We start from the raw sequence: 11,975 nt of genomic DNA, 5'->3' as shown, positions 1-11,975 counted from the left end.
GTTTAGCCAACACCCCTTGCAGCAAAACCCAGACGTCGTAGGCTCAAGGGTGATGAGCAACACAGCGCAACGTGACGCCAAGGGTGCGGGCGACGAACCGTCACGCGCGGCGGACACCGACCGCATCCAGATCGCGCAGTTGCTGGCTTACGCGGCTGAAGAAGGTCGCCTGCCGCTAAACGAGTACGAAGACCGACTTGCCAAGGCCTACGCGGCAACCACCTACAAGGAGCTCGACCAGCTTCGGGCTGACCTACCGGGTTCGGCGGTGAGCCCGCGCCGCGGCGGCAAATGCAATCCGGCACCGTCTACGCTGCTACTCGCCCTGATGAGTGGGTTCGAGCGGCGCGGCCGATGGAACGTGCCAAAAAAGCTGACCACCTTGGCCTTCTGGGGTAGCGGCGTGGTGGATCTGCGCTATGCCGATTTCACTTCTCCCGAAGTCGAAATCCACGCGTACTCGATAATGGGCATGCAAACGATCGTGTTGCCACCGGAAGTCAACGTCGAGATTGACGGCCACGGTGTGATGGGTGGCTTCGACCGTGAGATCGGCGGCGAGGGCGCCCGAGGCGCACCGCGGGTGAAGATTCACGGCTTCTCGTTGTGGGGCGGCGTGGGCATCAAACGCAAGCCGCGCAAGTCCCGCAAGTAACTGACTTAGTCCCAGGTCAGACGTATTCACCAGCCGCCGCCAAGACACCTGCCAGGCGCGCTCGGATGCGCGTACACTCGGCGGCGGCCATGGATGAATCACTTCGGTACGAGAAGCTCGACGGCGGTGTCGCGATCGTCACCAACTTGGATGCGCCGCTGAACCGGATGAGTCTCGCCTACATCGAACGCCTCAGCGAGGTCGTCGAGGACATCGCCGGCGACCCAACGATTCGGGCCTTTGTCATCACGGCCGAAGGACTGGAGAACTTTTCGGTCGGCATGAACCTCAAAGAGCTGCCTGCAGGCATCCAGGCGGCAGGCAGCGTCGACAAGTTCTTCGACCGACGCCTCGAACTCATCCAGCGCATCGAGACGATGGCTAAGCCATCGGTGGCTACCCTCTTCGGCCACAGCCTCGGCGGCGGCCTCGAGCTTCCGCTGGGCTGCACCTTCCGGCTCGCCGCCGCCGAGGGCGCATCGATCGGTCTGCCCGAAATGCACCTCGGTGCCACCCCCGCCTGGGGCGGGTCAGCGCGGTTGGCCAAGACCGTCGGGCGACAGCACGCGCTCGACATGATTCTGCGCGCCAAGACGCTAAGCGGACCCGAAGCTCACGCAATCGGTCTCGTCGACGAGGTCTGGCCCCTCAACGAGCTAAAGGACCGGGCAACCGATCTCGCTCTGGAGCTGGCAAGACAACCCGCACTCGCCGTACGAGGCGTACTCAACGCTCTGCACGATTGCCAGCATCGCCCCCTGCCCGAGCTGCTCGCCGCGGAGCGGCGAGCCGTCCACGCAACATTGGGTTCCGATGACGCACAAGAGGGCATCCTCGCGTTCCTAGAGAAGCGCACACCGGTGTTCAATCGCAATCCGAGCAACCCAAAGTCGAGTTGACGGCTAGCCGGCCCGCTGCCAGCGCAATCAATCGTCTTCAGCACGGACAATCGCACCATGCGAGTGACGCCCAGTGATGCGTTAGCGGCGCCGCCGCGACCGCAGATAGTCGCCTACCACGGCCGCACCCAGCCCGTCGAGGTCAGGCACCACGACACGGCCTTCCACGCGTCGCGCAACCTGGTCGATGAATCGAGCCAGCCCGGGGTCACTGCCCAGCCGGAAAATCGTTATTTGCGCACCCAGCCGCGCCACATCGTCGAGCCCGCGCACAGTATGTGCAATGGTGCGTGGGTGCGGCGGGTAGTCGAAGAAGACAGCCGAGCCTTCGCCATTGATGTCCTCGAGGTGAGCAGTCGGCTCGCCATCGGTCACCACGAGCACCACCGGCTGCGCGCTCGGATGCCGACGTAGGTGACGCGCCGCCAGCGCGAGGGCGTGGTGCAGGTTCGTGCCTTGCTCGTAGACGCCCTCCAATCCCGTCAACTCAGCGGCTGTCATTGTGCGGGCATATCGGCCAAACGCGATGATTTGCAACGCATCCGACCGAAAACGCGTGCGCACCAGGTGGTTAAGAGCCAGCGCCGTTCGCTTCATCGGCAGCCAACGATTCTCCATCACCATCGAAAAGGACGTGTCAACCAACAGCGCAACCGCAGCCTGGCTGCGAGTTTCAGTCTCCGACACCTCGACATCGTCGATGGTTATGTGAATCGGAACAGCCCGGACTGCCGAAGCGTTCGCGACCGATGTTCCCGCCTGTCTTAGTACGGCGTTGGTCATCGTACGACCAATGTGCCACGGCTCGGTGTCGCCGAACTGCCAGGGTCGCGTCGCACCGGTCAGCTCGCCCGCGGCCCCAGCCCGGCGGTGATCACGCTCGCCGCGACGACCGGAAAGCTGTTGCACCACATCGCGCAATGCCGTCTCACCTAGCCTGCGCATAGCCTGCGGCGAGAGTCGCCACTGGCCGTCCGAGCCACGGTCGAGGAAACCCTGGTTGACAAGAGCGCGTTCCAATTCGGTGAGTGTTCGGGTATCAATGGCCGCCTGGTCACCAAGCTGGCGTGCCAACGCGTCGAGATCGACATCGTCCATGGTGGCGCCGGGGTAACTCTGCGACAGCTGGTCGGCCAGCTGCTCCAGCTCACCGATATCGGCCAGCGCTTGTGCGCCCTCCCCCATACCCAACGGATTCTCACCGGAGAACTGCTCGGAGCCGGCCCAATCCTCGCCAGGGCGCGCGACCTGAAGATGCGCATCGAGCCGATCCAACGCTTGCATGAGTGCTGGCGAACCAAACGCTTGCTGCGCCAGGGCATCCAGTTCGTCGCGCTGCTCGTCGCTCAGGCTGTTTCGGAAACGTTGCGCGGCGGCCGCCCGCTTCGCAAGTGAGTCCAGCAGCTCTTCTACATTGCGTGGATTCTCCGGGAAAAAATCGCCGTGCTTGTTCATGAAGTCGCGAAAATCCCGCGGGGAATCCTGGCCCCGCGCGTGTTTGTCCAACAGCTCGTTGAGGTCGTCCAACATTTCGTTGACGCGTTGACGATCCTCGTCAGTGGCACCTTGAAGAGCCTGCTTCATACCGGCGAACCGTTGGTCGAGCATCTCGCGGCCGAGTAGATCCTTGATCTGCTCATAGGATTCGCGAGCCTCACCGCTGCGCCAGTCGTATTCAGATAACTCTTGGACGGCTTTGGCCGGCGACTGCGGAAGCGCATCTAATCGCAACTCACCGAACCGGGCGTCGTCGTCGAGTGCCCGGGCCAGTTCCTTGCGCTCGGCCAGCACCGCCTCGTCGAGCAGCCTCTTGATCTCCTGCAAGGTGCCGTCGAGGTTGTTGCGGCGCAACAACTCCCGCCGGCGCTGGTTAACCTGAGCCGCCAAGCTGTCTGCCCCAGGCATATTGGCGGTGCCTCGCCGCAACAGCTCGGACAGTGCCCGCCGTGGCGAGGTGCCCGCCATGACGTCTTGCCCTATCTGTTCAAGCGCCTCGCGCAGATCAACCGGCGGAGCCAGCGGGTCTGCTCCACCGGTGTAGGCCGAGTAGCGCTGCGAGTGCCCCCTGGGCGATTTAGCCATAAACGGTTTGGCCCTCCCCCGACACTTTGTCCACCCGCTTCGCCAAGTACAACGCTTCCAGGGCAAGTTCCAATGCCGCGGCGCGCTCCCCTTCTGATTCGGCGCCGAGCTTGTCGGCGATAGTTTCGACCACCGGCAACCCGGGGACTGCGGCCAGCACATCCTTGGCCGACACTCGCTCGCCCGTCGTGACCGCGGAACCACCTTCGACCGCAGCCACCAACGAGCCCACGTCGACGCCCCCCAGGACCTTTGCCGCGGTATCGGCGGTCGCTCGGCGCAACAGGTGCTCAAGCACAGCCTGTTCGCGACCTTCTTCGCCGGACTCGAACTCCAGCTTGCCACGCAGAACGTCGACCACCGTGCCCAGATCAACGACCCGGGCCACGGGATCAGTCTCGCCCAGGACCGCACCTCGATGCCTGGCCGAGGCCGCGACTGTTTCCGCAGCTGCGATCGCGAACCGGGCCGACACACCGGAGCGCTGATCGATCGATTGGGATTCCCGCAGGTAGCGGGCGAATCGCGCCAAAACCTGCATTAGATATTCCGGCAGCTGCGCGCTCAGGTTCGCTTCTTGTCCGATGACACCCATCTCAGCTTCTAGCTCCAGCGGATAGTGGGTGCGGATCTCCGCGCCGAATCGATCTTTCAGCGGAGTAATGATGCGACCGCGGTTGGTGTAATCCTCCGGGTTGGCGCTGGCAACCACCAATACGTCCAGTGGCAGCCGCAGCGTGTGGCCGCGTACCTGGATGTCACGCTCCTCCATCACGTTGAGCATCGACACCTGGATGCGCTCGGCAAGGTCGGGCAATTCGTTGACCGCAACAACGCCGCGGTGTGCCCGCGGGATAAGCCCGTAAGCAATGGTCTCCGGGTCCCCGAGGCTGCGGCCTTCCGCGACCTTGATCGGGTCAATGTCGCCTACCAGGTCCGCGACGCTGGTATCGGGGGTGGCCAGCTTCTCGGTGTAGCGGTCGCTGCGGTGCTTCCACGCCACTGGCAGATCGTCGCCGAGCTGCTCGGCCCGACGCATCGACTCTGGCGTGATCGGCGTATAGGGATGCTCACCAAGTTCGGCCCCGCAGATTACCGGCGTCCATTCGTCGAGCAATCCGGCCAGCGCCCGGAGCAGCCGAGTTTTACCCTGACCGCGCTCGCCGAGCAGGACGAAGTCGTGACCTGCGATCAACGCACGCTCCAGCTGCGGGACCACGGTGTCGTCGAAGCCCAGGATGCCCGGCCAGACATCGTCGCCGTCGGCCAAGGCAGTCAGCAGATTTTCGCGTATCTCCTGCTTAACTCCGCGTTCACGATGACCCGATGCACGCAGTTCACCGACAGTTCGAGGCAGGTTGTTGTGTGACGTCACCACTCCAAGCTACGACGCGCTGCCTGCAGTCGTCATGTCGTCAGCGAAAGTCCGATCTCCGCACCCCTGTCCCTAGTGCGCCCGCCGCTGCGGCAGCACCGGCGGCTAGTGGGCGAAGTGACGCGCTCCGGTGAGGTACAAGGTGATGCCCGCTCTGGCCGCTGCCGCAGTCACCTCGTCGTCGCGTACCGAGCCTCCGGGATGAACGACCGCCTTGACTCCGGCAGCGGTGAGCGTTTCCAGGCCATCGGGAAACGGGAAAAATGCATCGGAGACCGCCACCGCACCACGAACCCGATCACCGCCGCGCTCGACAGCTAGCCGCGCGGCGTCAACCCGATTGACTTGCCCCATGCCGACACCCACGGTGGCGCCGTCGGCGACAATAACGATGGCATTCGACTTGACCGCGCGGCAGGTGCGCCACGCGAAAACCAGATCGGTCAATGTCGCGGGGTCGGCGGACGCTCCGGCGGCCAAAGTCCAGTTCGCCGGGTTGTCACCGGGAGCGTCGAGCTGGTCCCGCTGCTGCATCAAGAGTCCGCCACTGATGGGACGCAGTTCGGCGCCACCGCGGGGCGGTTCGGAGGCAACCAGCACTCGGATATTTTTCTTTCGCATGAGCAGATCAAGGGCGCCCGGAGCGTAGGCGGGGGCCACGATCACTTCGGTGAAGATCGTGCTTACACACTCGGCCATCTCAGTGCTGACCTCAGTGTTGGCAGCGATCACTCCGCCGTAGGCACTCAACGAATCGCACTCGTGGGCCTTACGGTGCGCGTCGGCGACCGAAACCGACGAAATTGCGATACCGCACGGATTGGCGTGCTTGATGATCGCCACACACGTCTGTTCGTGGTCGAACGCGGCCCGCCACGCCGCATCGGCATCTGTGAAGTTGTTGTAGGACATTGCTTTTCCATGCAGCTGTTCGGCCTGCGCCAGCCCCGGCCAGGCGCCAGAGTCGCAGTAGAGCGCCGCGCTTTGATGCGGGTTCTCGCCGTAGCGCAGGGTTGTCGAGCGCCGCCAGTTGCTGCCAAACCACTGCGGAAAGGCCGCCTTCGGCTGCTCAGGCGCCAGTGTTTCCTGCATCCAGGTGGCCACAGCGATGTCGTACTCCGCGGTGTGCTGAAATGCTAACGAAGCAAGCCTTTTCCGCTCTGCAAGGGTGAATCCACCAGTGCGCACCGCAGCTTGCACTCCGTCATATCCAAGCGGGTCGGTGACCACCGCAACGCTGGGATGGTTCTTGGCAGCAGCCCGGACCATAGAAGGCCCGCCGATATCGATCTGTTCGACGCACTCGTCGACTCCGGCGCCGGACTCGACGGTCTCACTGAACGGGTACAAGTTGACCACGACAAGTTCGAACGCGGCTATCCCGAGCTGACCAAGAGACTCGACATGGCCCGGATTGCGCATGTCAGCCAGCAATCCCGCGTGCACCCTCGGGTGCAGTGTCTTGACCCGGCCATCAAGCACCTCGGGAAATCCGGTCAACTCCTCCACTGGTGTTACCGGAATCCCTTCGCCGGCAATAGTCTTCGCTGTTGATCCGGTCGACACGATCTCGATCCCGGCAGCGCTTAAGCCCTGGGCGAGGTCGATCAGTCCGGTCTTGTCGTAGACGCTGATCAACGCCCGGCGGATCGGCCTTCTTGAGTCATCGGTGGTCATCCTATGGCTGCCTCTCGTCCGATCGTCGTCTTTCGCCCGACCAAGGTCACCCCGCCGGTCGCAACGGCGCGCACCACTTCCACCAACAGCTGCCTCTCGGCTACCTTGATGCGTTCGTGCAACGTCTCTTCGTCGTCGCCGTCGCGTACGGCAACGGCGCGCTGCGCCAATATCGGCCCGGTGTCGGTGCCGGCATCCACCAAATGCACCGTACAGCCGGCGACCTTCACACCGTAGGCAAGCGCATCCGCCACTCCATGCGCGCCCGGGAAGGCCGGCAACAGCGCCGGATGAGTATTCAAAATTCGTCCGTCGAATCGTGAAAGAAACTGTTGCCCGAGGATTCTCATGAAACCCGCAGAAATAATTAGATCGGGTGAATAGGCGGCGGTGGCGCTAGCAATCGCGGCGTCCCAAGCATCGCGACTCGAGTGATCGGCTGGCCGGACAGTAAAGGCCGGCACCGCTGCCGACTCGGCGATCTCGGCAGCACGGCATTGGCGATCGACGCCGACCGCGACAACCCGCGCCGGGTAGTCGCCTGTGGCTGCATCGATCAGCGTGCTGAGCAGCGAACCTGTGCCCGACGCCAGCACTACCAGTCGCGCCGGCGCACTTGGGGGTACATAGAGCCGTTCCTGCACATCGCGAGCCTAGTCGGGCGGCGACACCGGACAGATGAGTGGGCGGTGGTGGGCAGCTAACAACACCGAGTCACGTCTGGCCCGGCGGCTCGTTTCCCACGGACTCTCCCGAAATTTCTTCCGAGGTTTCGTCGGCAGTTTCTTCTTCGACCGCCCCTTGGGGCTGCGGGTCGTCGTCGGTGTCGTCACAGGCCTCGCTGCCGACACCGACCTCTTCTCCGCCACGCGGGACGTCATCGGCTGCGGAACTATCGTCAGACAGCTCGCCACCGGCCCCGGCATCAGACTCCACCGGCACAGTGGGCTGATCGGCGTCCACATCGACTGGCCCGGTCGACGCGGGCTTGGGCCGTTTCGGACGCCGGTTGATACCGCCGGCCATCATCACCGTGACCCAACCGACAGCAATAAACCAGAAGAAGACGCCACCGGCCAAGGCGCTCTTGTCGACACCGACGTCGCCGAAGTTACCCAGGCTGCCGCCGGCGCCGTATCCGAGCAGCACCATCATTATTGCCCCGACAACCGCCGCAACCAGCAGTTTGGCCATCGCGGGAAGAAACGGCAGTGCGCGCCGAGCGCACTGCTGCCCCACTGCCACACCGGACGAAGCACCGACGATCAGCAACGCAACCCACACCGGCCCCAGCGGCGGCGTCGGAGCCGCGGCAAGGACCGGCAGTGCCGGGATATCGCCACCGAAAACCGTGAACGAACTAAACGTCGCAAAACCAATGTGCGCGCTGGAACCGACCGCGATGGCGGCGGTGCCGACAATGACATTGGGCACATAGAGCACCGACAGCACGGTGAGACTGAACTGACCGAATATCGAACCGGTGATCCCATACAGCTCTTGCATCGTCGCCCAATGCACAACCAACGACGCCGCAGTCACCAGGCCGGAAAGCCCGAGCAACGCCAACACGCCGGCGGCCGCCGCCCGCACCGAATCTTCCACCCAGTCGGGCACCGACGAGGCGGCCAGCGCCCGTCGCCCCACTCGGGAACCCACTCCAAACGCGGCCCCAGCGGCATGCACCATGAGCACGCTGGTGAACGCGCGCAGCGCACTGGGGGTTTGCAGCTCGGTGATCACCGAGGAGGCGTCGTGGATGACGGCCAGCGCAATCGCCGCCATCAATAACGGCCCACCCACCGCCGACGCGACGACCCAGCGAACCACCAGCCATGATGAGTGTGGGGCTGTGGCACGTGCGGTGCTGCGCGCGGTCCCCCACACCATCAAAAGGATGGGCAACAGCGGCATCACGCCTAGTTCGCGGCCCCCAATAGAGATGGGAACTCGGTGCACGCCGAGCCACATGCTGGCGATTGCACCTAAAGCGCCGGTCATGTCGCTATTGGCGATCAGCAACTGAAGCAATATGACGGCGGCGATTATGACCAACGCCATCCCTGCGGGGCCAAACGCGACCCTTACGAGGTCACGCGCCTGACGCGCCCCTGCGGCCCGATTCTCCTCCACTCGCATCACTTCTTCGCGCAGGCGCCCAACGAGGCGGAGATCGCCCGATTAGGCCGGCGCCGGTCCCGATGACGGCGACTGCTGACCGTGACCATGGGTGTGCTGGCCTGCGCCCGGGTCTGCGAAGCTGACCGGCGCTGAACCAGCTTCAGATCCTGACCCGGCGTTGACCGGCGGTGGTGGGCTGAAGCTTGGGAATCCGGTGGGCGGGGTCGAGGGCCCCTGCTGCATTTGCTGGGGCGCCGATGGCGGGGCGGGCTGACCACCGAATCCACCGGCCGACGGACCGGCGCTCGGGCTCGACGAATAGCCGCCGTACTGCGACCCGTACCCAGCAGGCTGCGACGCGTGCTGCGCGCTGTGTGACTGGTGGCTCGCGGGCTGCTGTGCAGCCGGCTGGCCGTAGTAGCCGCTTGGCGCGGTCCCGTACTGGCCGTACGGGCCGTACTGGCCGTACTGGCCGTACGGGTCGAATTTGGGGCGTGCTGCCGGCGCAGCGATAACGCCCGCGTCCAACAAGACCGCGACGACGGCAGCAACTGCCTGGAACACACTGAAGACCAACAGGAACCACAATCCCCAGGCGATCGAGAAACCGCTGGGCACGTTGATCGTCTCAGCGATCACAAGCAGGGAACCCAGCACCGCAATCGCTGCCACCACCGCCACATGATTCTTCGCCTTGGGCAACAAACTCAGACCGGCAAGCAGACCCGCCAGGAGGGTGAGGGCGACGGCTATTCCGCTGTCACCGATGTGTTCACCAGCGCCCCCGCCGAGTTCGGAGCTCAGGGTGAACATCGGACCAAAACTCGCCAGGTACGCCGCGACGCCGAATGCGGTCACCGCAACGGCCAAGTACAAGACGAGCTTGCTTGACGCGTTGTCGTCCTTGGCGAACGACGGTGTGGGTCCCCCTGGGGAGCTGCCCGGCTGAGCGGGGGGATATCCGGGGCTGCCGGGAGAGTAGGTCATTGCTCCTCCTGTTGCTTCCAAACCGTCGCGGCGCCACGGTTGCAGTGCGACGTTGCGCTACCTGGCGCACCGCGCCGTACCCAGTGGCACCCTGGCGGCGCCGACGTTGCGATGCGATCCGACCAACCACGCTAGCGCACGGACCCGGCGCCTTGCCGGCGCGACTGCTTTGCAGCGCCACCGACGTCGGTCAGGGTGCCACTGATTTCGCCGCTATCGCGCCACCATGGCAGCTTGCTCGGCATAGGTGTAACACGTTCTAATTCTGGGCATGGACTACGGGCTCGTGCTTTTCACCAGCGACCGCGGCATCTCCCCGGCGGCAGCCGCCAAGCTCGCCGACAACCACGGTTTTCACACCTTCTACGTCCCCGAACATACCCACATCCCGATCAAACGTGAGGCGGCCCACCCGACGACGGGCGACACATCGCTACCCGACGATCGCTACATGCGCACCCTGGACCCCTGGGTGAGTCTGGGTGCGGCCTGCGCGGTCACGTCGCGAGTGCGGTTGTCCACGGCGGTAGCGTTGCCGGTGGAGCATGACCCGATCACGTTGGCGAAAAGCATTGCCACCCTGGACCATTTGTCCGGTGGGCGGGTCAGCCTGGGTGTTGGCTTCGGCTGGAACACCGACGAGCTCACCAACCATGGCGTACCGCCCGGGCGGCGTCGGACCATGTTGCGCGAATACCTGGAGGCGATGCGCGCCTTGTGGACCCAGGAGGAAGCCTCGTACAGCGGCGAATTCGTCAACTTCGGACCCAGCTGGGCATGGCCCAAGCCCGTTCAGTCACACGTTCCGGTATTGGTGGGCGCGGCCGGCACCGAAAAGAACTTCAAGTGGATCGCCCGCAGCGCCGACGGCTGGATCACTACTCCGCGCGACTTCGACATCGATGAGCCAGTCAAGTTGCTACAAGACACCTGGGCGGCCGCCGACCGCGCGGGGGCACCTCAAATCGTGGCACTGGACTTCAAACCCGTGCCCGAGAAGCTGGCACGATGGGCTGAACTCGGCGTGACCGAGGTGCTCTTCGGCCTGCCCGACCGATCCGAGAGCGAAATTGGCGCCTACGTCGAACGGCTGGCCGGCAAACTCGCCAATTTGGCGTGAACCACCCGCGCATGCTGCTTTAGCGGTTGTGAAACCTCACAGGCTGCGACCGCGCACGGCGTGTCGTGTGCGTCGTCGAGGTGTCGCGGAACATCTAGCGGGGCTCCGCACGGACGTGGTCGGTATCGGCCGTCCTGCAGTCTTACAGGCTTTGCAGGATCTCCCGGGCCAGCGCAGCCGTTTCCGACGGCGTCTTGCCAACCTTGACCCCGGCCGCCTCAAGAGCCTCCTTCTTGGCGGCCGCGGTGCCCGACGAGCCGGACACAATCGCGCCAGCGTGGCCCATCGTCTTGCCTTCCGGAGCGGTAAACCCGGCGACATAGCCAACAACCGGCTTGGACACATTGGCCTTGATAAAGTCGGCCGCGCGCTCCTCCGCGTCACCCCCGATCTCACCGATCATCACGATGAGCTTGGTATCGGGATCCTTCTCGAAGGCTTCAATGGCATCGATGTGAGTGGTGCCGATCACCGGGTCACCACCGATACCAATTGAGGTGGAGAACCCAAAATCGCGCAGCTCGAACATCATCTGATAGGTCAGCGTGCCCGACTTGGACACCAAGCCGACCGGGCCGGTTCCCGTGATATTGGCCGGAGTGATACCCACCAACGCCTCGCCCGGGGTGATGATGCCCGGGCAATTGGGCCCGATCATGCGGGTAGCGGGGCCGGTGCTGCCGCCCTTTTCTTGGTTGTAGGCCCACGCATATGCGCTGTCCTGCACCGGGATGCCCTCGGTGATGACGACAAGTAGCGGTATTCCAGCATCAATGGCCTCGATCATCGCGTCCTTGGCGAACTTCGGCGGCACGAAGATGATCGAGACATCGGCACCGGTTTTTTCCATCGCTTCGGCGACGCTGCCAAACACCGGCAGCTTGATCAGTCTGCCGCCCTTGTCCTCATGGGTGACGGTGGTGCCCGCCTTGCGCGCGTTCACACCGCCAACGATCTGGGTACCCGCTTTGAGCATGCGCGCGGTGTGAACTGTGGCCTCGCTACCGGTGATGCCCTGGACGATGACCTTGTTGTTCTTATTCAGAAAGATCGACATAT

10 protein-coding genes are annotated in these 11,975 nt (G+C 64.1%); 3 read left to right on the top strand and 7 right to left on the bottom strand.

Annotated elements, in window-relative coordinates; translation table 11 throughout:
• Positions 1-52: 52 nt before the first annotated feature.
• Together ACO07W_RS15200 and ACO07W_RS15195 are read left to right on the top strand one after the other, a co-directional pair.
• On the top strand, positions 53-655 hold the full coding sequence (locus tag ACO07W_RS15200; RefSeq protein ID WP_421844404.1) for a DUF1707 SHOCT-like domain-containing protein: 603 nt from the start codon (positions 53-55) through the stop codon (positions 653-655).
• 89 nt (positions 656-744) lie between these two features.
• Positions 745-1,554 carry an enoyl-CoA hydratase/isomerase family protein gene (locus tag ACO07W_RS15195; protein ID WP_421844402.1) on the top strand — a complete coding sequence of 270 codons (810 nt, stop codon included), beginning with the start codon at positions 745-747 and terminating at the stop codon, positions 1,552-1,554.
• Between the two features lie 81 nt (positions 1,555-1,635).
• Here ACO07W_RS15195 and ACO07W_RS15190 read toward each other — a convergent pair whose 3' ends face one another.
• The 6 genes from ACO07W_RS15190 to ACO07W_RS15165 form a co-directional block, all read right to left on the bottom strand.
• Entirely contained in the window at positions 1,636-3,636 is a 2,001-nt protein-coding gene (locus ACO07W_RS15190) for a VWA domain-containing protein (RefSeq protein ID WP_421844400.1), read from the bottom strand.
• Positions 3,629-5,014 (bottom strand): sigma 54-interacting transcriptional regulator, encoded by a 1,386-nt coding sequence (locus ACO07W_RS15185; protein WP_421844398.1) that lies wholly within the window; start codon positions 5,012-5,014, stop codon positions 3,629-3,631. Before ACO07W_RS15185 ends, ACO07W_RS15190 begins: the two co-directional genes overlap by 8 nt.
• 102 nt (positions 5,015-5,116) lie before the next feature.
• Positions 5,117-6,688 carry a bifunctional phosphoribosylaminoimidazolecarboxamide formyltransferase/IMP cyclohydrolase gene (gene purH / locus ACO07W_RS15180; protein WP_421844396.1) on the bottom strand — a complete coding sequence of 524 codons (1,572 nt, stop codon included), beginning with the start codon at positions 6,686-6,688 and terminating at the stop codon, positions 5,117-5,119.
• On the bottom strand, positions 6,685-7,332 hold the full coding sequence (gene purN, locus ACO07W_RS15175) for a phosphoribosylglycinamide formyltransferase (RefSeq protein ID WP_421844394.1): 648 nt from the start codon (positions 7,330-7,332) through the stop codon (positions 6,685-6,687). Before purN ends, purH begins: the two co-directional genes overlap by 4 nt.
• Before the next feature lie 70 nt (positions 7,333-7,402).
• On the bottom strand, positions 7,403-8,827 hold the full coding sequence (locus tag ACO07W_RS15170) for a DUF6350 family protein (protein WP_421844392.1): 1,425 nt from the start codon (positions 8,825-8,827) through the stop codon (positions 7,403-7,405).
• Between the two features lie 42 nt (positions 8,828-8,869).
• Entirely contained in the window at positions 8,870-9,796 is a 927-nt protein-coding gene (locus ACO07W_RS15165) for a DUF5336 domain-containing protein (RefSeq protein ID WP_421844390.1), read from the bottom strand.
• A gap of 271 nt (positions 9,797-10,067) precedes the next feature.
• Here ACO07W_RS15165 and ACO07W_RS15160 point away from each other — a divergent pair, with 271 nt between their 5' ends.
• Positions 10,068-10,916: an LLM class F420-dependent oxidoreductase gene (locus ACO07W_RS15160; RefSeq protein ID WP_421844388.1), complete on the top strand. Its 849-nt coding sequence runs from the start codon at positions 10,068-10,070 to the stop codon at positions 10,914-10,916.
• Between the two features lie 142 nt (positions 10,917-11,058).
• On the opposite strand, the gene sucD is transcribed toward ACO07W_RS15160, so the two are convergent.
• Positions 11,059-11,973 (bottom strand): succinate--CoA ligase subunit alpha, encoded by a 915-nt coding sequence (gene sucD / locus ACO07W_RS15155; protein WP_421844386.1) that lies wholly within the window; start codon positions 11,971-11,973, stop codon positions 11,059-11,061.
• Between the last annotated feature and the right edge of the window lie 2 nt (positions 11,974-11,975).

The sequence above is a fragment of the Mycobacterium sp. genome (assembly GCF_965230835.1).
GTDB lineage: Bacteria > Actinomycetota > Actinomycetes > Mycobacteriales > Mycobacteriaceae > Mycobacterium.
The sequence above is the reverse complement of the archived record's forward strand: the minus strand, read 5'-3'. Positions and strand labels throughout refer to the sequence as shown.

Bases quoted from the DNA above. Each gene is read 5' to 3' on its own strand.
- sucD (WP_421844386.1), bottom strand. From the start codon at position 11,973: ATGTCGATCTTTCTGAATAAGAACAACAAGGTCATCGTCCAGGGCATC.
- ACO07W_RS15195 (WP_421844402.1), top strand. From the start codon at position 745: ATGGATGAATCACTTCGGTACGAGAAGCTCGACGGCGGTGTCGCGATC.
- ACO07W_RS15160 (WP_421844388.1), top strand. From the start codon at position 10,068: ATGGACTACGGGCTCGTGCTTTTCACCAGCGACCGCGGCATCTCCCCG.
- ACO07W_RS15190 (WP_421844400.1), bottom strand. From the start codon at position 3,636: ATGGCTAAATCGCCCAGGGGGCACTCGCAGCGCTACTCGGCCTACACC.
- ACO07W_RS15165 (WP_421844390.1), bottom strand. From the start codon at position 9,796: ATGACCTACTCTCCCGGCAGCCCCGGATATCCCCCCGCTCAGCCGGGC.
- purH (WP_421844396.1), bottom strand. From the start codon at position 6,688: ATGACCACCGATGACTCAAGAAGGCCGATCCGCCGGGCGTTGATCAGC.
- ACO07W_RS15170 (WP_421844392.1), bottom strand. From the start codon at position 8,827: ATGCGAGTGGAGGAGAATCGGGCCGCAGGGGCGCGTCAGGCGCGTGAC.
- ACO07W_RS15200 (WP_421844404.1), top strand. From the start codon at position 53: ATGAGCAACACAGCGCAACGTGACGCCAAGGGTGCGGGCGACGAACCG.